Genomic DNA, 19,716 nt, shown 5'->3' on the forward strand with positions numbered 1-19,716 from the left:
CCGACAGTCAGGAGGCAGCGTATGCCCGCCAAGCGCAGTCCGAAGAAATCCCGTCAGCCCGCGTCCACGCCGTCCCTGGTGGACGTGACCCCACCGGACCTCGACGCGCTGGCGGTGGCGCCCCCGGCACCGGTGACCCTGCCGGGCCGGGCCGACACCCCGCCGGCGCCGAAGGCCGGCCCGCCGGTCGGTCGGGAGTCCCGTCTCGCCGGCCGCAGCCAACGCGCCGGCCAGACCCGGTTCTACGCCTTCCGGCGGAGCTGAGGCCCGGCCGGGCCGCATGTCACGCCACCTCGCCGAGGTTGCGGTGCCCCGGCTGGCCGGATGCCGCGAGTTCGCCGAAGCGGCGGTGACAAGCGGCCCGCACCGGCCGGTCCGGGGCGGGGCGGCACGAGCCGCCCCGCCCCACTCCCGCGGCTCAGGCCGCAGCGGTCGCCGGGGTCGCCGTCCCGGCCGGCGCCTCGGCGGCACGCGACCGCTCGACGCCGCGGGCCAGGCCGACGAAGCCGGCCACCATCAGCACGCTCACCGCCACCTTGACCGGGACGCCGGTGCCGACCAGGTCCAGCACCTGTCCGGCGGTCAGGACCAGCGGCACCCAGAGCGCCACCAGCCGGGCGCGCCAGGCGCCGAAGGCGAGCACCAGGAGGCCGACCAGCCAGCCGAGCAGCCACACCGCGAACGAGGCCATCACGAACGGGTCCCCGTCGATGGCGGTGGTCACCGGCCGAGCGGCGCCGGCGTCGACGCCGCCGCCGGCCAGGGCCCCGAAGAAGGCGTTGTACTGCCACAGGTGGACGGTGGAGAAGTAGAGCCCGAGAAGGCTCGCCGCGCCGCCGACGGTGGCCACTACCGGCTTGCGCCGGCCCAGGGTAGCGGCCAGCCCGAGCATCGCCGGCAGCAGCAGCAGGTGGGCCAGGGCGAACAGGACGGTCTCCACCCGCCAGGCGCCCAGGTGCCCGGCGGCCACCGTGACGTTGTCGGCGGTGTCGGCCACGTCGTCAGGGAACATCACCCAGTAGAAGGCGTTCGCGGCGCCGTACATGACGCCGCCGGTGAGCAGCGCGCCCGCCGTGAGCCGCCGGCTCCGCCGCCGCCCGGTGCTGTCGTCCATCAGTGTCTCCTTCCGAAGTCGTGGCAGGGACGCTAGGAGCAGCACCGGGGCCGGGTCGTCGGCGCGGAAGTTGATCTGGGGGTGGAGCTCCGGCCGCCCTCGCTACACCCGTGGGTGGACGCGGAAGGGCGGCCGTCGTCGCTACCCTTCCGGCATGTCAGCCACCCCCGCCGTCCGGGCCCGGTGGCGCGAGGTGGCCACCTCGCTCGCCGGTGCCGCGTTGCTCGCGTTCGGCCTGGCCGAGCTCTACGTCCCGCTGGCGGGCTACGTGGAGGGGGAGGGTCCGGACCTCGCCGCGCTCTCCGCCGGTTGGCTCGCCGTCCTGACCGTGCTGCTGGTCGGCTACTGCCTCGCGGTGGCCGGCTGCACGGCGTACCCCCGGGCGGCGGCCGTCCTCGCCGGCGCCTGCTTTACCGCGCAGAGCTTCACGCCGGTCCTGCCGGAGTGGCCGGTGGTGCCACTGCTGGCGCTGCTCGCCGCGGCCTTCGGCTGTGTCGCCGTGGGCGGCCGGGCTGCCTTCACGGTCGCCGCGGTCAGCTATTTTCTCCCGCTCGGGATCGAGAACGCGGTGGCCGGCGACTCCGACTGGGTGTTCATCCTGTTCGTCGGGCTCGCTGTGCTCGGCCCCGGTTACGCCGTGCGGATGCGGCGGGCGCAGGCGGCCCGGCTGGTGGCGCTGGCCGCCGAGCGGGAGGCCGCCGCCCGGACGGACGAGCGGCTGCGGGTGGCCCGGGAACTGCACGACATCGTCTCGCACGGGGTCTCGGTGATGGTGCTGCAGGCCGCCGCGGCGCAGGCCGTGCTCGACACGGACGCGGCGCAGGCCCGCACGTCCCTCGACGCCGTGCAGGACGTCGGGCGTGAGGTCGTCACCGAGCTGCGCCGGCTGCTCGTCATCCTCCGCGGCGCCGAGCCGGCCCCGGAGGCGCTGCCCTCGCTACGCCGGCTCGAACCGTTGACCGCCGGGGTACGCCTCGCCGGCGGGCAGGTCGACGTGGATGTCACGGGCGACCTCGACATGATCCCGGCCGCCGCCGACGTCAGCGGGTACCGGATCCTCCAGGAGGCGCTGACCAACGCCGCCCGGCACGCGGCGGGCGCGGCGGTCCGCGTCTCGATCGAGGTGACCGGCGACGCCCTCCGGCTGCACGTGACCGACGACGGCACCGGCCGGGCCCGGCGGAGCGCCGGCACCGGACACGGCCTGACCGGCATCCGCGAGCGGGTGGAGCTGTTCGGCGGTACGGTCACCGCCGGCCCGCGCCCGCAGGGCGGCTTCGACGTACGCGTCGAGCTGCCCTTCGACGGCGAGGCGTCGGTCGGCACGCTCGCCACGACAGGAGTCACCGGATGACCCGGGTTCTCATCGCCGACGACGAGGCGTTGGTGCGGGGCGGCCTCCGGCTGATCCTCGCCGCGCAGCCCGACCTCGAGGTCGTCGCCGATGCGGCCGACGGTGAGGAAGCCGTGCAGCTCGCGAACCGGTTCGCACCCGACGTGGTGCTGATGGACATCCACATGGCGCCCACGGACGGGATCGCCGCGACCGAGCGGATCCTGGCCGCGCGTGGCGAGACCCGGATCATCATGCTGACCACCTTCGATCTCGACGAGTACGTGTACCGGGCGCTGCGCGCCGGCGCCTCCGGTTTCATGCTCAAGACCACTCCGCCCCGGGAACTGGCCGAGGCGGTGCGGACGGCGGCCCGCGGCGACGCCCTGCTCTCCCCGTCGATCACCCGGCGCCTGATCGACCACTACACCGCGACGGCGTCGGTGGCCGGCCACCCGGGCCTGGCGGAGCTGACCGCCCGGGAGACCGAGGTGTTGCGGATGATGGCTCTCGGCCTGTCCAACCAGGAAATCGCCGGCCAGCTCTTCGTCGGCGAGGCGACCGTGAAGACGCACGTGAACCGCATCTTCGCCAAGCTCGGAGTGCGGGACCGGGTGCAGGCGGTCGTGCTGGCGTACCAGAGCGGCGTGGCGCAGCTCCGGCGGTAGCGGACGCGGTCAGCCGATCAGGGGGCGGAACGTGCCGAGCGCGACGCTGACCGCGAGCGCCGCGCCGGCCAGCACCGCCGCGCCGGCGACCAGCAGGCCGTCCGCCCGGGTGAAGCGCTGCCGCCGGGCGACCGTACGCGGGATGCCGGCGTCGAAGCCGCGGGCGTCCATCGCGACCGCCAGTCGGGTGCCCCGGCGGATCGCCCCGACCAGCAGGGCGAACGCCGTCGACACGAAGAGCCGCACCTTGGCGACCGGGTTGCGGCCGGCGTCCACGCCCCGGGCCCGCCGGGCCATGCTGATCATCCGCCACTCCTGTTCGAGCAGCGGTACCAGCCGGAACGCGGCCAGCGCGCCGATGGCGAACCGGGCCGGCGCCTTCGCGTTCTGGATCAACGCGTCGGCCAGGTCGGTGGGGTCGGTGGTGGCGAAGACGAGGATCCCGGGCAGCGCCACCGCGAGCATCCGCAGTACCAGGCCGAGCGCGGTGAGCAGCACCCCTTCGGTCACCAGGATCGGACCGGCCTCGACCAGCACCCGGCCGGACCGGTCGGCGGCGAAGAGCACCAGGGTGACCAGGATGCCGCCGGCGCTGGCCAGCAGCGGCCAGGCCCGCCGGGCGAGCATCCGGTAGCGGACGCCGAACAGCGGCAGCACCACCAGTTCGATCGCGATGGCGATCGCCGGGGCCACCGGGTCCAGGGTGGCGATGAGGACCAACGAGAAGACCAGCGCGGCGGCCAGCTTCGCCACCGGGTTGCGGCGGGCCAGCGGCGCGCCGGGCCGGGCCACGGGCTCCACGCTGATCACGGCCGGCCCCCACGGTCCAGGGTGAGGGTGCGGTCGGCGAGCGCGGCGACGAAGTCCGGGTCGTGGGTGACCGCGACGATGCCGTGGCCGGCGTCGCGCAGCTCGGCGAAGAGGTCGACCAGTTCCGACCAGGTCCGCCGGTCCTGGCCGAAGGTGGGCTCGTCGCAGATCAGCAGGCGCGGTGCGGTGGCCAGAGCGGTCGCCACGCTCAGCCGCCGCGCCTCCCCGCCGGAGAGGGTGTATGGGTTGGCCCCGGCCAGCCGGGCCAGCCGCAGCCGGTCCAGCAGGTCGTCCACGGTGGCCCGTACCGCCGCCTCGGGCTCGCCGGTGCGGCGCGGGCCGAGCGCGAGTTCGTCGTAGACGGTGCCGGTGACGAACTGGTGCTCCGGGTCCTGGAAGACCGAGCCGATCCGCCGGGCCAGCAGGGGGGCGCGCCAGCGGTGCGGGGGAGTGCCGGCGTCCTGCCCGGCCAGGGCGGCGGTGGCGGTGGCCGTACCGGCGCCGGGGCGGAGCAGGCCGCCGAGGAGCAGGGCCAGGGTGGACTTGCCGGCGCCGTTCGGGCCGAGGACGGCGAGCGCCTCGCCGGCGCGGACCTCGAGGTCGACGGGGGCCAGCCGGGGCGGCAGGCCGAGCCGGTCGGCGGTGAGCAACCGGTCGCCCGGCGGCGCGGTGGCGTGCCGGGGCGACACGGTGCGACCCGGCACCCAGACCCCGGCGGCGGCGAGCGCGTCGCCGTGCGCGGAAAAGACCGTGTCGGGCGGCCCGTCGGCCCGCACCCCGCCGCCGGCCTCCAGCACCACCACCCGGTCGACCAGCGGCAGCGCCTCGGCGACCCGGTGCTCGACCAGGATCAGCGTGGTGTCCGCGTCGAGCGCGTCCGCGACGGCCTGCCGGACCAGCGCGGCGCCGGCCGGGTCGAGGTTGGCGGTGGGCTCGTCGAGCAGCAGCAGCCCGGGCCGCGGGGCGAGCGCCCCGGCGAGGGCGAGGCGCTGCTGCTCGCCGCCGGAGAGCGCCGCGGTGGGCCGGTCCCGGTGGTACGGGAAGCCGACCCGGCGCAGCGCCGCGTCCACCCGGGGCCAGATCTCCTCGGCGGGTACGCCCCGGTTCTCCAGCCCGAACGCGACGTCGTCGCCGCAGCGGGCCATCACCAGCTGGGTCTCCGGGTCCTGGAAGACGATGCCGACCCGTTCCCGGGCCTTGCGCGGGTCGAGCCCGTCGATCTCGACGGTGCCCTCCTGCTCGCCGGAGTCCTCGGGCAGCAGCCCGGCGAGCGCCGCCAGCAGGGTGCTCTTGCCCGCTCCGGACGCCCCCAGCAGCAGCACCCGCTCGCCGCGCTCGACGCGCAGGTCCACCCCACGGACGGCCCACCCCTTCCGCCCGGCGTGCCGCCACCCGAACCCCCGCAGCACCACCCCACTCACGCCCACACCCCTCCCGCCCGACCCCGCCTCGCCACGTTGATCACCCCGCCCCCGTCGATCATGAGGTTGGCGGCGGTTTCAGAGATCCACATCGCCGTCAACCTCATGATCAAGATGATTCGGATCGGGCGGTCAGACGGCGGCGCGTTCGCGGCCGGCGGGGAAGCGGTCGAGGACGCCGGTGTTCGCCAGGGCGCGGGTCAGCGCGACGCCGCCGAGGCCGGCCACGACCAGTGCGCTGGCGGCGGTGATGAGGATGTACGGCAGCCGGAAGCTGCCCCACGCGGTGTCCGGGTACCAGACGAAGACGTCGTAGATCGCGGCGGCGAGGCCGGCCAGGGTGGCGGCCAGCAGCGAGACCGGGAGCCGGTAGGTGCGGTAACCGAAGAGGGCGAAGGCCAGTTCGCCCGCCGCCGCCTCCAGCGGGCCCTGCACCACCAGGGTCCAGCCCCAACTGCTGCCGAGCGCGACCGACACCAGCGCCGCGAAGGTGAGCGTGAAGAACGCGGCTCCGGGCTTGCGGACGATCAGCGCGCCGAGCACGGCCGGCACCAGCCACACGCCGTACAGCGCCGCCCGGCCGGGCAGCGGGATGGCGTCCGCCGGCCCGTTCCAGAGCAGGCCCCACGCCCAGAAGATGACGCCGAACGACACCCCGAGCACCGAGGCGATGACGATGTCGATGGTGCGCCAGCGGTTGGCCGTTGGGTGAGTCATGGTTGCTCCCAGTTCGTCGAGGGTGAACCAGGAGAAGACGCACGCCGCGTCCGGATGCCCGGACGGCGGCGCGGCTGGAGGTCGACCGAACTCCCTGCGCTGGCATTACCCAGATCAGGTTCGAGGGTCTGCGGGCACCGGCCCGCACTCTCAGCGCTGTGCGCTCCCCTGTCGGATGTGAAGTTGTCTGCGCCAGACGCTAGCACCGCCGCCCGGCGCCGGCCCAGCAGGGCGAGCGGCGCCGGCCCGGCTGAGTAGGCTGCCGATCATGCGGGTCGAGGCGCGAGGTCTGACGTTCGAGGTACGCACCGGCGGTCCTGAGGACGGCGACGCGGTCCTGCTGCTGCACGGCTTCCCGCAGCACGGCGGCGAGTGGGACGAGGTGGTGCCCTTGCTGCACGCGGCCGGGCTGCGCACGTACGCGCTCGACCAGCGGGGCTACTCGTCGGGCGCCCGGCCGGCGGCGGTCGAGGCGTACCGGATCCCGGAGCTGGTGGCGGACGCGGCCGGCGTGCTCGACACGCTCGGCGTCAAGGCCGCGCACGTGGTCGGGCACGACTGGGGCGCGATCGTGGCCTGGAGCCTGGCGGCGGTGCACCCGGAGCGGGTCCGCAGCCTCACCGCAGTCTCGGTGCCGCACCCGGCGGCGATGGCCCACACGCTCGCCACCGACCCGCGACAGCGGGCCCGCTCCGCCTACATCACGCTGTTCCGCAAGCCCGGCAAGGCGGAGCGGGTGCTGCTCGCCCTCAACGCCGCCGCGCTGCGCCGGATGCTCGGCGGGGTGGGCGACCGCGCGCAGGTGGCCCGCTACGCCGACCCGATGTGCGAGCCGGGCGCGCTGACCGCCGCGCTGAACTGGTACCGGGCGATGACCGGGGCGGACCTGACGGCCGTCGGGCCGGTCGGCGTGCCGACCACCTTCGTGTGGAGCGACCGGGACATCGCGATCGGCCGCACCGCCGCCGCGGCCTGCGCACCCCACGTGACCGGCGACTACCGCTTCGTCGAGCTGCCCGGCGTCACGCACTGGATCCCGGACGAGGCGCCCGCCCCGCTGGCCGCCGCGATCCTCGCCCGGGTGGGCCGATGATCGCCGGCGCCGCAGCGGCCCGGCCGCACACCCGCGCGACGCTCGCCGCCCAGTTCCGCGCCGTCGGCGTACGCCCCGGCGGGACCGTCCTGGTGCACGTGTCCCTGCGTCCGGTGGGCTTCCTCTGCGGCGGCCCGGAGGCGGTGGCGCTCGCCCTGCGCGACGTGCTCGGCGCGGCCGTGCTGACCGGCGACGGCGGCCGGGCGTGGGTGTGGTGGGACGACATCCGCCTGGACGACGACCGCTTCGCCCGGCTCGGCACCGCGCTGGAGGCCACCGGAGCGGTACGGCTCGGGCCGGTCGGCGACGGGACGGGCCGGTTGATGAGGCAGCGGGTGGCGGTCGACTTCGCGGTGGACTGGCTGGCCCGGAACCGAGGGACGGAGGAATCATGACGGTGAGCGCCGAGGCGTACCTGGCGGTGGTGACCGAGACGATCGGCCGGGTGGCCGCCGGCCAGCGGGACGGGGTGGCGCGGGCCGCCGACCTGATCGCCGAGTCGCTGCGCGCCGACGGGGTGGTCCACGCGTTCGGCACCGGCCACTCGGAGGCGCTGGCGATGGAGATCGCCGGCCGGGCCGGTGGGCTGGTCCCCACCAACCGGATCGCCCTGCGCGACCTGGTCCTGTACGGGGGCGAGTCGGCCGACGTGCTCGGCCCGAAGCTGGAACGCGAGCCCGAGGTGGCGCACCGCCTCTACGAGCTGGCCCCGATCCGCCCGCAGGACGTCTTCGTGCTCGCTTCCAACTCCGGCGTGAACGGCGCGATGGTGGAGTTCGCGTCCATCGTCAAGGAGCGTGGGCACGCGCTGATCGCGATCACCTCGGCGGCGCACTCCGCCGGGATGGCCTCGCGCCACCCGTCCGGGCGCAAGCTCGCCGACTTCGCCGACGTGGCGCTCGACAACGGCGCCCCGTACGGCGACGCCACCCTGCCGCTGCCCGGCGGCGGCGCGGTCGGTGCGGTCTCCTCGATCACGGCGGCGCTGCTGGCGCAGCAGCTCGTGGCGGAGGTGGTGGCCCGGCTGCTGGCGGCGGGGGAGCGGCCCCCGGTCTACCTGTCGGCGAACATCACCGGCGGCGACGAGCACAACGCCGAGCTGGAGGCGCGTTACGCGGGTCGGATCCGCCGGGGTGCCTGAGCGCGAGGAGTGAGCCGGGTTTGCGAGGCCCGCAGCCGGGACGAGGGGCGGCGGCACGGTGAACCGGTTTCGCGACGGCGCGGACCGGGCACCGGCGGTACTGCCGACGGATGCTTCCGCCGGCAGTACCGTCATCCCTGGAGGTAGCGCGTGTCCAAGGAAACCGAGAAGCAGCGGTGGCAGCGCAACTTCGCCGACCTGCTCCAGGAGCTGCGGGTGGCGCAGACCGGCGTGCAGATCCTCTTCGCCTTCCTGCTCACCCTGCCGTTCAGCAGCGGTTTCACCCGGACCACCAACTTCCAGAAGGACACCTACATCATCGCGTTGCTGGCCGCCGCCGCAGCCGCTGCGATGATCATCTCGCCGGTCGCCTTCCACCGGGCGCTGTTCCGGCAGGGCCGCAAGCCGGAGCTGGTCCGGTTCGCCCACCGGGTGGCCATCGGCGGCCTGGCCTTCATGCTGATCTCGATGGTCAGTGCGGTCCTGCTGATCACCGACTTCGTGCTGGGCCGGCTGGCGGCCCTGGTGCTGACCGGGGTCACCGGGGCGTGGTTCCTGACCTTCTGGCTGGTCCTGCCGCTCGCCGCCCGGCGCAACTGGGGCGACGACATCGACGACGAGGACGACACCCCGCGGGTGCTGCCCGGCGACTGACCGCGCCGGTCCCGCCAAATCGGACGTGCACCGAACGCTACCCCTGGGTAACAACCGGGGGTAGCGTCGTTTTCGTCGCCCACGTCGACGCAGCCGGATCGAGGTCTCCAGGAGGCAGCCGTGACCACGACACAGAACAGCCGACCCGATCCCGCCGGACACGGCGGCCCGACCGGCCGGGTGGCCCCGATCGACGACACCGATCCGCCGGTCGGCACCGCCGCCGGCGACCGGGTGGACGGGGTGGGGCCGCTGCCCACCGAGGCCGGCCAGGTCTCCGAGAAGGAGGCCCGCCAGGTCGCGGAGGCGGCCCGCGAAGCGGCATGGGACCGGCCCAGCTTCGGCAAGGAACTGTTCCTCGGCCGGTTCCGCCTCGACCTGATCAGTCCGTGGCCGCGCGCGAACCCGGAGGACGTGGCGCGGGCGGAGGAGTTCCTCGGCGCGTTCGGGGCGTACCTGGACGCCGAGGTGGACGGTGCGGCGATCGAGCGGGACGCGCGCATCCCGGACGAGGTGTTCCGCGGGCTGGCCCGGCTGGGCGCCTTCGGCATGAAGATCGACCGGAAGTACGGCGGCCTCGGGCTGAGCAACCTGCACTACTGCCGGGCGTTGATGCGGGCCGGCTCGGCCAACCCGGCGATCAGCGCGCTGCTCTCCGCGCACCAGTCGATAGGCGTGCCGCAGCCGCTGAAGATGTTCGGCACCCCCGAGCAGAAGCAGCGCTTCCTGCCCCGGCTGGCCGCCGGTGAGGTGTCCGCGTTCCTGCTCACCGAGCCGGACGTCGGTTCCGACCCGGCGCGGCTGGCGACCACCGCCGAACCGACCGAGGACGGCACGGGTTACCGGCTCAACGGGGTCAAGCTGTGGGCCACCAACGGTACCGTCGCCACCCTGCTGGTGGTGATGGCCCGGGTGCCGGCGGCCGAGGGCCGGCGCGGCGGCATCACCGCCTTCGTGGTGGAGGGCGACAGCGAGGGCATCACGGTCGAGCGGCGCAACGCCTTCGTGGGCCTGCGCGGCCTGGAGAACAGCCTCACCCGGTTGCACGACGTGTTCGTGCCGAAGGAGAACGTGATCGGCGGCGAGGGCAAGGGCCTGAAGATCGCCCTGACCACGCTGAACACCGGGCGGCTGTCGCTGCCGGCCATGTGCGTCGGCGCCGGCAAGTGGTCGCTGAACGTGGCGCGGGAGTGGGCCGCCGACCGGGTCCAGTGGGGCCGGCCGGTCGGCGAGCACGAGGCGGTGGCCAAGAAGCTGGCCTTCATCGCCGCCACCACATACGGCATGGAGAGCATGCTCGACCTCTGCTGCCTGCTCGCCGACGACGACCGCAACGACCTCCGGATCGAGGCGGCGCTGGTGAAGCTCTACGCCAGCGAGATGGCCTGGAAGATCGCCGACGAGCTGATCCAGATCCGGGGTGGCCGCGGCTACGAGACGGCCGAGTCCCTGGCCGCCCGGGGCGAACGGCCGGCCGCGGTCGAGCAGATGCTGCGCGACCTGCGGATCAACCGGATCTTCGAAGGCTCCACCGAGATCATGCACCTGCTGATCGCCCGCGAGGCGGTCGACGCGCACCTCTCGGTGGCCGGCGACATCATCGACCCCGACGCCGGGCTGGGCCGCAAGGCGAAGGCGGGTGCCCGAGCCGGCGTCTTCTACGCGAAGTGGCTGCCCACCCTCGCCGTCGGCCGGGGCCAGGCACCCCGGGCGTACGCCGAGTTCGGCCCGCTCGCTGGCCACCTGCGACACGTCGAGCGCGCCTCCCGCAAGCTGGCCCGCGCCACCTTCTACGCGATGTCCCGCTGGCAGGGAAAGATGGAGCGCAAGCAGGCGTTCCTCGGCCGGGTGGTGGACATCGGCGCGGAGCTGTTCGCGATGGCCGCGGTCTGCGTACGGGCCACCGCCGAGTGGGCGGAACATCCGGAACACGTCGAGCTGGCCGACCTGTTCTGCCGGCAGGCCCGGCTGCGCGTCGAGGAGCTGTTCACCGGGCTGTGGTCCAACACCGACTCGGTTGACGTGGCGGCCGCGAAGCGGATCCTCGCCGGCCGGTACGCCGCCGTGGAGGAGGGCGTCGCGACCCCGCCGGCCGACCTGCCGTGGGTGGCCCGCTGGCAGCCCGGCCCGTCCACCGCCGAGGACGTCCGCCGCCGCATCCCACCCGCCGACTGACCGCGCCACGCACCCGCGCCGACCCGTTCGATCGGGCCGGATTCACGGAAGGCGTGGCCTCGCCGTCCCGCGCGGCCACCCTTTCCGTGAAGCTGCGCGCACCCCGGACCCGGCGCGGGCGAGGTGAGGCGGTGGGTGGCGGGTCAGCTGGCGACGATCGCCCAGGCCAGCACGCCGGCCAGGATGAGCCCGTTCAACGCGGCCAGCACGAGGTACGCGGCCGGCGGGATCTTGCGGCCCTTGCGGACGTAGCTCACCAGGACGCCCGCGTACGCCAGCAGCAGCACGGCGACGGCGATCAGGAAGTACAGCACCGCAACACCCTACCGGCCGGCCCGCAGGCCGAGTCTGCGCAGCTCCAGTGCGGCGAGCGCGTCGACGGTCGTGTCGTCGCCGCGGCGCCACGCCTCGGCCGCGTCCGGCGCGATCCGGGCCAGCCGACCGAGCGGCTGGCCGGCGAGCGCGCGCAGTGCCAGCAGGTCCCGGCCGGCGGGGGCGGCGGCGAGGGCCTGCGCCACGCCGGCCCGGCGCATCCAGCGGACCCGCAGCGGCAGCCAGCCGAAGAGCACGAGCCCGAGCGGGAAGACCAGCACCGCGATGCTCAGGCCGAGGGCCAGCTGGCCGACCAGTTCCTGCTGGTCGCGGCCGGCCTCGGCGACCGCGCGGGCGGCCTCGGCGGCCTTGGTGAACGGCGCGGTCAGCTCGTCGCCGACCAGCGGGACCCGGCCCACCTTGCCGCCGGCGTCGGCCAGGTTGTCGGCGAGGCCTCCGCCGGCCCCCTCCAGCTTCTGTCCGGGTACGGCCAGCTTCTCGATCAGGTCGTGCAGCCACAGCGCGAAGCGGATCGCCGCGTACACCCAGACGACCACGAGCAGATCGGTGAGGAGCTGGCGGAGGGCGGTCGGAAAACGGTCGGCGTAGATCTTCACGCCGGACAGCGTGCCACGGCCCGGCGACGTCGGCACGACGGCTCCGGAGCGCTGCGCGGCGACAGATACGCCGAGCTGGAGTTGTCGCCGGGGAGAATTCTCAGCCGGCGCAGGCCGGGCAGGTGCCGAAGATCTCCAGGGTGTGGCTGACCTCGGCATACCCGTGCTCGGCGGCGACCCGGTCCGCCCAGCGCTCCACCGCCGGCCCGGCCACCTCCACCGTCCGGCCGCAGGCCCGGCAGACCAGGTGGTGGTGATGGCCCTCGCTGCACCGGCGGTAGAGGTGCTCGCCGCCGGGCGGGCGCATCACGTCGATCTCTCCGGCGTCGGCGAGCCCCTGCAACGTCCGGTAGACGGTGGTGAGGCCGACCCGCTCGCCCCGCTCACGCAGCATCGCGTACAGGTCCTGCGCGCTGTGGAAGCCCGCCACCTCGGCCAGCAGCGCGCTCACCGCGGTCCGCTGGCGGGTGTTTCTCAGCGCCCCCTCGGTCATGCCGCCACCCGGTGGCCGGCGTGGGCGCTGGTGGTCCGCGCGGTCATGCCGGCCCCTCCCCGGCGTGGCTGACCGCGTCCGCCACGATGTGCGCGACGTGCTCGTCCACCAGGGCGTACGCGATCTCCCGGCCGCGCCGGGAGCCGCGGACCACCCCGGCACCGCGCAGCACCCGCAGATGCTGGGAGACCAGCGGCTGCGGGGCACCGAGCTTCTCCACCAGCTCGTGCACGCAGCGCTCACCCTGGGCCAGCTCGCTCACGATCGCCAGCCGGATGGGTGCCGACAGCGCGCGCAGCAGGTCACCCGCGCCCTCGAAGGCGTCGTATCCGTGCGTGGTGGTCATCCCGTAACGGTAACCAATCCCAGCAGCGGCGGTCCGGACGGGCTCACCGCAGCACCACCTCGTGCTCGTGCGGCTCCCCGGCCGGCGCGCCGGCCGGCCGGGCTCGCCGGCGTAGCGCCCGCCAGCCGGCCGCGACGAGCGCGACCACCAGAAACGAGCCGATGGCCAGCAGCACCACCGAGGCGCCGGGCGCGGTGTCGGCGGTGGCGGCCACCCAGACCCCGGCCGCGGCCGCGAAGAGCCCCAGCGCCATCGCCGCCGTCATGGTGCTCCGGAACCCCCGCGTCACCTGCTGGGCGGTGGCCACCGGCACCACCATCAGGGCGCTGATCAGCAGCACCCCGACGGCCCGCATGGCGATGGTCACGGTCACCGCGGTGGTCACCGCGAGCAGCAGGTTGAGCGCCCGGACCGGCAGGCCGGAGACGCGGGCGTACTCCTCGTCGTGACAGACCGCGAAGAGAGCCGGGCGCAGCGCCAGCATGGTCACCAGGATCGCCACGCCGAGCACCAGGATGGTGATCAGGTCGCCCGGCGACGTCGTGGTCAGCGACCCGAAGAGGTACGAGTTCAGCGACGCGCTGCTGGCGTCGGAGAGCCCGACCAGCAGCACGCCGCCGGCGATGCCGCCGTAGAAGAGCAGCGCCAGGGCCAGGTCCCCGGAGGTACGGCCGCGTGCGCGGACCAGCTCGATGGCGATCGCGCCCAGCGTCGCCGTGATCACCGCCACCAGCACCGGGGAACGGTTGAGCAGCAGCCCGGCGCCGACGCCGGTGAGCGCCACGTGCCCGATGCCGTCGCCGATCAGCGCCAGCCGCCGCTGCACCAGGTAGATCCCGAGCGCCGGGGCGGCCAGCCCGATGACCAGCGCGCCGACCAGGGCGCGCAGCATGAAGTCGTACTGAAAGAGGTCCATGTCACATGCTCCACAGCCCGGCGGGCTCCTCGTCGCAGTGCGGGTGCACGTGCTCGTGGTCGGGGTCGGCGTGGTGGCCGGCCGGTTCCGGCACCGCGCCGTCGTGGGCGATCCCGCCCTCGTGGACCACGACCGCCCGGCTGATCAGCGGGCGCAGCGGCCCCAGCTCGTGGGCGACCAGGAGCACCGTGCCACCGCCGTCGAGGAAACCGCGCAACGCTCCGGCGAACGCCTCCTGGCTGGCGGCGTCCACCCCGGCGGTCGGCTCGTCGAGCACCAGCAGCTCGGGCCGGCCGGCGAGCGCCCGGGCGATCAGGGTGCGCTGCTGCTGGCCGCCGGAGAGGGTGGCGACCGGGTCACCCGCCCGGTCGGCGAGCCCGACCGCGCGCAGCGCCGCGGCGCCCGCCTCCCGGTCGGCCCGTCCCGGTGGGCGCAGCAGGCCCCGACGGGCCAGCCGGCCCGACGCGACCACCTCGGCCACCGTGGCCGGTACGCCGCTGCCCGCGCCGAGCCGCTGTGGGACGTACCCGATGCGGTGCCACTGCCGGAAGCGGCGCTGCGGGGTGCCGAAGAGGGTGACCGACCCGGCGCTCAGCGGGACGAGGCCGAGCACGGCGCGGATCAGGGTCGACTTGCCGGAGCCGTTGGCGCCGAGCACGGCGACCACCTCACCGGCGGCCACGGCCAGCGAGACGTCCCGCAGCACGGGGCGGCCGTCGTAGCCGACAGCGGCATGCTCGACCTGGAAGACGCTCATGCCGTCACCTCGCTTCGCTCGGCGCCGTCCTGAGGCTTACCGGCGCTGTGCGGATGATTCGCTCGCTTTCGCTCGCTCATGAGCAGTCCAAGGCGGTGCGCAGGGTCTGGAGGTTGGCCCGCATGGCGGAGAGGTAGTCGCCCTCGGCCGGCGGGCCCTCGATCGGGTCGAGCACGGCGGTCTTCGCCCCGACCTCGCGGGCGACCGTCTCGGCCACCTTCGGGCTGACCAGCGTCTCGAAGAAGATGGTGGTGGCCCCGTGCTCCCGGGCCTCCTGCGCCACTTCGGCGAGCCGCTGTGGGGCGGGCTCGGCGTCCGGGGTGAGGCCGGTGATGCCGACCTGCTCCAGGTCGTAGCGGGCGGTCAGGTAGCCGAACGCGGTGTGGCTGGTCACGATCTCCCGGCGGGGGCAGGTCCGCAGGCCCGCGGCGTAGTCGGCGTCGAGCTTCTCCAGCGTGGTGCGCAGGGTCTTCGCCCGGGCGGTGAACTCGGCGGCCCGGCCCGGGTCGGCCTTGCCGAGCCGCTCGGCCAGCCGGTCGCCGATGGTGGCCAGCCGGGTCGGGTCGAGCCACACGTGCGGGTCCTTGCCGCCGCTCTCCTCCGCGTGCTCGGCCTCGCCCTCGTGCTGGTGGCCGCCGTCGGCCGCGTCGCGCAGCGGCTGCACGGTGGCCACGTCGAACGCCCGGTCACCGCCGTTCTGCTGGACCGCCTCGTCGACGGCCGGCTGGAACCCGGCGAGGAAGACGATCAGCTCCGCGTCGCTGACCTGGCCGACTTGGCGGGGGTTGAGTTCCAGGTCGTGCGGCTCGGCGCCGGGCTTGGTGAGGTTGGTGACCTTGACCGCGTCCCCGCCGATCTGCTCGGCGAGGAACTGGAGGGGGTAGAAGGCGGCCACCACGTCGACCCGCTCCGGGTCGCTCCCACCGCCACCGCCCTCCGCCGAGCAGGCGGCGATGCCAAGGGTGAGCAGGGCTGCGGTGGCTGCGGCGAGGGCGCGTGGGGCGGAGCGGACGGTCATGTGACCAACTGTCCGCGATAACGAAATTGATTGTCAAAAACGCATGATTGCATGTCAGAGCAGCTTGGCCAGGGCGACCGCGAGCAACAGCGTCAGCATCAGGAGCCGCAGCACCCGGGTCCCCGGCGTCTGCACCGGCCAGGTGACGCTCATCAGCCAGACCAGCCCCGCGGCCAGGGCGAGCAGCAGGACGCCGCCGACCGGGCCGGGCGTGAACAGGGCGACCAGCACCAGGACCAGCGTGGCCAGGAACACCGCGGTCGGGTTGAGCCGAGCGGGAAGGGGGCGCTGCGTACGCTGCATGGCACAGACTCTACGAGGAGGACCCGGGTGCTGGTCACCAACCGGTTCGTGGTCGACGCCGATGTCGCGTCCGAGTTCACCGAGCGGGCGCACGCCGCGCTCGCCGCGCTCGCCGCCCGCCCCGGCTATCTGCGTGGGGAACTGCTGCGGGCGCTGGACGACCCGACGCACTGGTGCCTGGTCACCGAGTGGGAGTCGGTCGGGGCGTATCGGCGGGCGCTGGGCGGCTTCGACGTCAAGGTCACCGCCGTGCCGCTGCTGGCCCAGTCCGTCGACGAGCCCTCGGCGTACGAGACGCTGGCCAGCGCCGCGCCCGAGGGCGAGATCGTCATCGTCGCCAGTGATCGGGCCGCAGGTCCTTACCGCTGAGGCCGGGGGCACTACCCTCTGGCGTATGACCGCTCCCGGACCGGCCGCCCCACCCCCGAATCCCGTGCCGTCCGGCGCGCCGCCGGTATCGGGCCCGCCAGCCGAGCCCGGCGTCCCCGCGCCGCCGGCGGGCCCCGGGGTCGCCCCGCCGTTCGCCGCCCCGCCGACCGAGGGGGGCCGGGCCCGGCTCTGGCTCGGTCTCGGCGTCGGCGCGCTCGCCGTGCTGCTCTGCTGCGGTGGGGGCGGCGCCGCCATCGTCGGGCTCGCGGTCAGCAACCTGCAGGCCGTCCAGGAGCAGGGCCGCGCGGTGACCGACAACTACTACCGGGCGCTGGTGCGGAAGGACTGGTCCAAGGCGTACGACCAGCTCTGCGACGACGCCCACCGGCGGGAGTCCCGGTCGGAGTTCGAGCAGCGGGCGGCCACCGAGCCGCAGATCTCCGGCTACCGGGTGGGCCAGGTCGACGCCCAGACGCTGACCGTGCCGGTGGACGTGACCCTGGCCGGCGGCAAGCGGGAGGCCCAGACGGTGACGCTGGCGACGGACCAGCAGACGGGTGCCGTGGAGGTGTGCGGGGTGAGCTGACCGGGCCCCGGCTGGGCTCGGCGGCTCCGGTGGTCGTACCGTTGTCCCGGACCGTCCGGTTCAATCCAGTCACCCCCGCCGACCGCCAGCCGGCGTAGGAGGAAACATGCCAGCCGACCGTATCGACGCCGTCGTCAGCCTCGCCAAGCGCCGGGGCTTCGTCTTCCCCTCCAGTGAGATCTATGGAGGCACCCGATCGGCGTGGGACTACGGTCCGCTCGGCGTGGAGCTCAAGGAGAACGTCCGGCGGCAGTGGTGGCGGACCATGGTCCAGCAGCGCGACGACGTCGTCGGCCTGGACTCGGCGGTCATCCTGGCCCGCCAGGTCTGGGAGGCCTCCGGCCACATCGCCGAGTTCGTCGACCCGCTCACCGAGTGCCAGGCCTGCCACAAGCGGTTCCGCGCCGACCACCTGGAAGAGGCCTTCGAGGCCAAGCACGGCCGGCCGCCGACCTCCCTGTCGGAGATCAACTGCCCGAACTGCGGCAACAAGGGCACCTTCACCGAGCCGAAGATGTTCAACGGCCTGATGAAGACCTACCTGGGCCCGGTGGAGAGCGAGGAGGGCCTGCACTACCTGCGCCCGGAGACCGCCCAGGGCATCTTCGTCAACTACAAGAACGTGGAGACGGTCGCCCGCAAGAAGCCGCCGTTCGGCATCGCGCAGACCGGCAAGTCGTTCCGCAACGAGATCACCCCCGGCAACTTCATCTTCCGGACCCGCGAGTTCGAGCAGATGGAGATGGAGTTCTTCGTCGAGCCGGGCACCGACGAGCAGTGGCACGAGTACTGGCTCCAGGAGCGCTGGAACTGGTACCTCGACCTCGGCCTGTCGGAGCAGAACCTGCGCTTCTACGAGCACCCCAAGGAGAAGCTCTCCCACTACTCGAAGCGCACGGTCGACATCGAGTACCGGTTCCAGTTCGGCGGCAGCGAGTTCGCCGAGCTGGAGGGCATCGCCAACCGCACCGACTTCGACCTGTCGACGCACAGCAAGCACTCTGGCGTCGACCTGTCGTACTTCGACCAGGGCAAGGGTGAGCGCTGGATCCCGTACGTGATCGAGCCGGCCGCCGGCCTGACCCGTGCCGTGCTCGCCTTCCTGCTCGAGGCGTACGACGAGGACGAGGCCCCGAACACCAAGGGCGGCGTGGACAAGCGCACCGTGATGCGCTTCGACCCGCGGCTGTCCCCGGTCAAGGTGGCGGTGCTCCCGCTGTCCCGCAACGAGGCGCTCTCGCCGAAGGCCCGGGGCCTCGCCGCGGACCTGCGTAAGCGCTGGGTGGTCGAGTTCGACGACTCGCAGGCGATCGGCCGCCGGTACCGCCGCCAGGACGAGATCGGCACGCCGTTCTGCGTCACGGTCGACTTTGACACCCTCGAGGACAACGCGGTGACCGTCCGGAACCGGGACACCATGGCCCAGGAGCGCATCTCGCTGGACCAGGTCGAGCGCTACCTGATCGAGCGCCTGCCCGGCTGCTGAGCTGGTCACGGGGCCCCGGCCGCGCCGGTCGGGGCCCCGTACACTTGCCCGGTGACCGCCCCGACCCTGCCCGCGCTGCGTTCGTTGACCCTGGGGCCGCACCAGGTGTGGCCGCCGGTGGTGCTCGCGCCGATGGCCGGGATCACCAACGTCGGCTTCCGCCGGCTGTGCCGGGAGCAGGGCGGCGGCATCTACGTCTGCGAGATGATCACCACCCGGGCGCTGGTGGAGCGCAACCCGAAGACGCTGCGGATGATCGCCTTCGGCGCCGAGGAACAGCCGCGCAGCCTCCAGCTCTACGGCACCGACCCGGAGATCACCGCCGCGGCCGTGCGGATCGTGGTCGAGCAGGGCCTCGCCGACCACATCGACCTCAACTTCGGCTGCCCGGTCCCCAAGGTGACCCGGCGGGGCGGCGGGTCCGCCCTGCCGTGGCGGCGCCGGCTCTTCGCCCGGCTGGTCAAGGCCGCGGTGGACGCCGCGTCACCCGCCGGGGTGCCGGTCACCGTCAAGATGCGCAAGGGTATCGACGACGACCACCTGACGTACGTCGAGGCGGGGCTCGCCGCGCAGGACGCCGGCGTCGCCGCGGTCGCCCTGCACGGGCGTACGGCCGCGCAGCGCTACTCGGGCACCGCCGACTGGGATGCCATCGCCACCCTGAAGCAGGCGCTCGACGTGCCGGCGCTCGGCAACGGCGACATCTGGGAGGCCGACGACGCGCTGCGAATGGTCGCCCACACCGGGGTGGACGGCGTGGTGATCGGGCGCGGCTGCCTGGGCCGGCCCTGGCTCTTCGCCGACCTGGAGGCCGCCTTCAACGGCCGGTCCGACCGGCGGCTGCCGAGCCTGGGCGAGGTGGCGGTGACCATGCGACGCCACGCCGAGCTGCTGGTCGACCAGTTCGTGGCCGGCGCCCGCAACCCCGCCCGGGGTGAGCGGGACGGGTGCACCGACTTCCGCAAGCACGTCGCCTGGTACCTCAAGGGCTTCCCGATCGGCAGTGAGCTGCGCCGGTCCCTCGCGATGATCGACAGCCTGGCCCAGCTCGACGACCTGCTCGGCAAGCTCGACCCGGCCGTGCCGTTCCCGGTGGAGGCCCTCGGTCAGCCGCGTGGCCGGACCAACTCCCCGGGCAAGGTCTTTCTGCCGGACGGTTGGCTGGCCAGCCGGGACGACGACACCCCACCCGACGGCGCCGAGCTGGACGACTCGGGCGGCTGACCGGCACCCGGCTCCGGGTGCCGAGACGACAACGGCCGGCCCCGTGGTGGGGTCGGCCGGGTGCCGGTCCCCGGGGAGCCGGCGGTGAAGTTGCCGAATGGCCGGCCTTCTTGTTGGGGGTCGGGTCGGCTGTTTCTGGGTGTGTTGAAGGGCCGGCCCCTTG

General features: G+C 74.0%; 24 protein-coding genes and 1 riboswitch. Of the genes, 12 read left to right on the plus strand and 12 right to left on the minus strand.

Annotated elements, in window-relative coordinates:
- Positions 1-21 precede the first annotated feature (21 nt).
- Positions 22-264, plus strand: coding sequence for a hypothetical protein (locus A6A27_RS37315; protein ID WP_073839372.1), 243 nt, complete (start codon positions 22-24; stop codon positions 262-264).
- Between the two features lie 154 nt (positions 265-418).
- Here A6A27_RS37315 and A6A27_RS37320 read toward each other — a convergent pair whose 3' ends face one another.
- Positions 419-1,114 (minus strand): hypothetical protein, encoded by a 696-nt coding sequence (locus tag A6A27_RS37320; protein WP_073839373.1) that lies wholly within the window; start codon positions 1,112-1,114, stop codon positions 419-421.
- A gap of 154 nt (positions 1,115-1,268) precedes the next feature.
- On the opposite strand from A6A27_RS37320, the gene A6A27_RS37325 reads away from it, so the two are divergent.
- Together A6A27_RS37325 and A6A27_RS37330 are read left to right on the plus strand one after the other, a co-directional pair.
- Positions 1,269-2,468, plus strand: a complete 1,200-nt coding sequence (locus tag A6A27_RS37325; RefSeq protein WP_073839374.1) for a sensor histidine kinase — start codon at positions 1,269-1,271, stop codon at positions 2,466-2,468.
- Positions 2,465-3,115: a response regulator gene (locus A6A27_RS37330; protein WP_073839375.1), complete on the plus strand. Its 651-nt coding sequence runs from the start codon at positions 2,465-2,467 to the stop codon at positions 3,113-3,115. Before A6A27_RS37325 ends, A6A27_RS37330 begins: the two co-directional genes overlap by 4 nt.
- A 9-nt stretch (positions 3,116-3,124) precedes the next feature.
- Here A6A27_RS37330 and A6A27_RS37335 read toward each other — a convergent pair whose 3' ends face one another.
- From A6A27_RS37335 to A6A27_RS37345, 3 genes are all read right to left on the minus strand, one after another.
- Positions 3,125-3,925: an energy-coupling factor transporter transmembrane component T family protein gene (locus A6A27_RS37335; RefSeq protein ID WP_073839376.1), complete on the minus strand. Its 801-nt coding sequence runs from the start codon at positions 3,923-3,925 to the stop codon at positions 3,125-3,127.
- Entirely contained in the window at positions 3,922-5,346 is a 1,425-nt protein-coding gene (locus A6A27_RS37340; protein WP_073839396.1) for an ABC transporter ATP-binding protein, read from the minus strand. The genes A6A27_RS37335 and A6A27_RS37340 overlap by 4 nt, the downstream gene beginning before the upstream one ends.
- Positions 5,347-5,478: 132 nt before the next feature.
- Positions 5,479-6,063 carry an ECF transporter S component gene (locus A6A27_RS37345; RefSeq protein ID WP_073839377.1) on the minus strand — a complete coding sequence of 195 codons (585 nt, stop codon included), beginning with the start codon at positions 6,061-6,063 and terminating at the stop codon, positions 5,479-5,481.
- Between the two features lie 73 nt (positions 6,064-6,136).
- Positions 6,137-6,243: riboswitch (TPP riboswitch) on the minus strand.
- 88 nt (positions 6,244-6,331) lie between these two features.
- Between A6A27_RS37345 and A6A27_RS37350 the strand changes: the two genes are divergently transcribed.
- From A6A27_RS37350 to A6A27_RS37370, 5 genes are all read left to right on the plus strand, one after another.
- Complete coding sequence (locus A6A27_RS37350) at positions 6,332-7,156, plus strand: alpha/beta fold hydrolase (RefSeq protein ID WP_073839378.1); 825 nt, start codon at positions 6,332-6,334, stop codon at positions 7,154-7,156.
- On the plus strand, positions 7,153-7,551 hold the full coding sequence (locus A6A27_RS37355) for an AAC(3) family N-acetyltransferase (RefSeq protein WP_073839379.1): 399 nt from the start codon (positions 7,153-7,155) through the stop codon (positions 7,549-7,551). Before A6A27_RS37350 ends, A6A27_RS37355 begins: the two co-directional genes overlap by 4 nt.
- On the plus strand, positions 7,548-8,297 hold the full coding sequence (locus A6A27_RS37360; RefSeq protein WP_073839380.1) for a sugar isomerase domain-containing protein: 750 nt from the start codon (positions 7,548-7,550) through the stop codon (positions 8,295-8,297). Before A6A27_RS37355 ends, A6A27_RS37360 begins: the two co-directional genes overlap by 4 nt.
- A gap of 150 nt (positions 8,298-8,447) precedes the next feature.
- A complete protein-coding gene (locus A6A27_RS37365; RefSeq protein ID WP_073839381.1) occupies positions 8,448-8,951 on the plus strand; it encodes a DUF6328 family protein in 504 nt (167 codons plus the stop codon).
- 120 nt (positions 8,952-9,071) lie between these two features.
- Positions 9,072-11,126, plus strand: a complete 2,055-nt coding sequence (locus tag A6A27_RS37370; protein WP_443190032.1) for an acyl-CoA dehydrogenase family protein — start codon at positions 9,072-9,074, stop codon at positions 11,124-11,126.
- Between the two features lie 143 nt (positions 11,127-11,269).
- On the opposite strand, the gene A6A27_RS45420 is transcribed toward A6A27_RS37370, so the two are convergent.
- The 8 genes from A6A27_RS45420 to A6A27_RS37405 all read right to left on the minus strand — a co-directional run bounded on the left by A6A27_RS45420 (position 11,270) and on the right by A6A27_RS37405 (position 15,888).
- Entirely contained in the window at positions 11,270-11,440 is a 171-nt protein-coding gene (locus A6A27_RS45420; RefSeq protein ID WP_198940624.1) for a hypothetical protein, read from the minus strand.
- 9 nt (positions 11,441-11,449) lie between these two features.
- A complete protein-coding gene (locus A6A27_RS37375) occupies positions 11,450-12,055 on the minus strand; it encodes a hypothetical protein (protein ID WP_073839398.1) in 606 nt (201 codons plus the stop codon).
- 100 nt (positions 12,056-12,155) lie between these two features.
- Entirely contained in the window at positions 12,156-12,548 is a 393-nt protein-coding gene (locus tag A6A27_RS37380; protein ID WP_073839382.1) for a Fur family transcriptional regulator, read from the minus strand.
- Positions 12,549-12,591: 43 nt separating this feature from the next.
- Positions 12,592-12,894, minus strand: a complete 303-nt coding sequence (locus A6A27_RS37385) for an ArsR/SmtB family transcription factor (protein ID WP_073839383.1) — start codon at positions 12,892-12,894, stop codon at positions 12,592-12,594.
- 43 nt (positions 12,895-12,937) lie between these two features.
- Positions 12,938-13,810, minus strand: coding sequence for a metal ABC transporter permease (locus A6A27_RS37390; protein WP_073839384.1), 873 nt, complete (start codon positions 13,808-13,810; stop codon positions 12,938-12,940).
- A gap of 1 nt (position 13,811) precedes the next feature.
- Positions 13,812-14,567 carry a metal ABC transporter ATP-binding protein gene (locus tag A6A27_RS37395; RefSeq protein ID WP_073839385.1) on the minus strand — a complete coding sequence of 252 codons (756 nt, stop codon included), beginning with the start codon at positions 14,565-14,567 and terminating at the stop codon, positions 13,812-13,814.
- Between the two features lie 76 nt (positions 14,568-14,643).
- Positions 14,644-15,585: a metal ABC transporter substrate-binding protein gene (locus A6A27_RS37400; protein WP_073839386.1), complete on the minus strand. Its 942-nt coding sequence runs from the start codon at positions 15,583-15,585 to the stop codon at positions 14,644-14,646.
- Positions 15,586-15,639: 54 nt separating this feature from the next.
- Positions 15,640-15,888: a DUF6703 family protein gene (locus tag A6A27_RS37405; RefSeq protein WP_073839387.1), complete on the minus strand. Its 249-nt coding sequence runs from the start codon at positions 15,886-15,888 to the stop codon at positions 15,640-15,642.
- 27 nt (positions 15,889-15,915) lie between these two features.
- On the opposite strand from A6A27_RS37405, the gene A6A27_RS37410 reads away from it, so the two are divergent.
- From A6A27_RS37410 to dusB, 4 genes are all read left to right on the plus strand, one after another.
- Positions 15,916-16,257, plus strand: a complete 342-nt coding sequence (locus tag A6A27_RS37410; protein ID WP_073839388.1) for an antibiotic biosynthesis monooxygenase family protein — start codon at positions 15,916-15,918, stop codon at positions 16,255-16,257.
- Between the two features lie 25 nt (positions 16,258-16,282).
- Complete coding sequence (locus A6A27_RS37415) at positions 16,283-16,843, plus strand: Rv0361 family membrane protein (protein WP_241825636.1); 561 nt, start codon at positions 16,283-16,285, stop codon at positions 16,841-16,843.
- 106 nt (positions 16,844-16,949) lie between these two features.
- On the plus strand, positions 16,950-18,329 hold the full coding sequence (locus tag A6A27_RS37420) for a glycine--tRNA ligase (protein ID WP_073839390.1): 1,380 nt from the start codon (positions 16,950-16,952) through the stop codon (positions 18,327-18,329).
- Between the two features lie 51 nt (positions 18,330-18,380).
- Positions 18,381-19,553 carry a tRNA dihydrouridine synthase DusB gene (dusB, locus tag A6A27_RS37425; RefSeq protein WP_073839391.1) on the plus strand — a complete coding sequence of 391 codons (1,173 nt, stop codon included), beginning with the start codon at positions 18,381-18,383 and terminating at the stop codon, positions 19,551-19,553.
- The last annotated feature ends 163 nt before the right edge of the window (positions 19,554-19,716 follow it).

It is taken from the genome of Micromonospora sp. CB01531, from assembly GCF_001905095.1.
Classification (GTDB): Bacteria; Actinomycetota; Actinomycetes; order Mycobacteriales; family Micromonosporaceae; genus Micromonospora.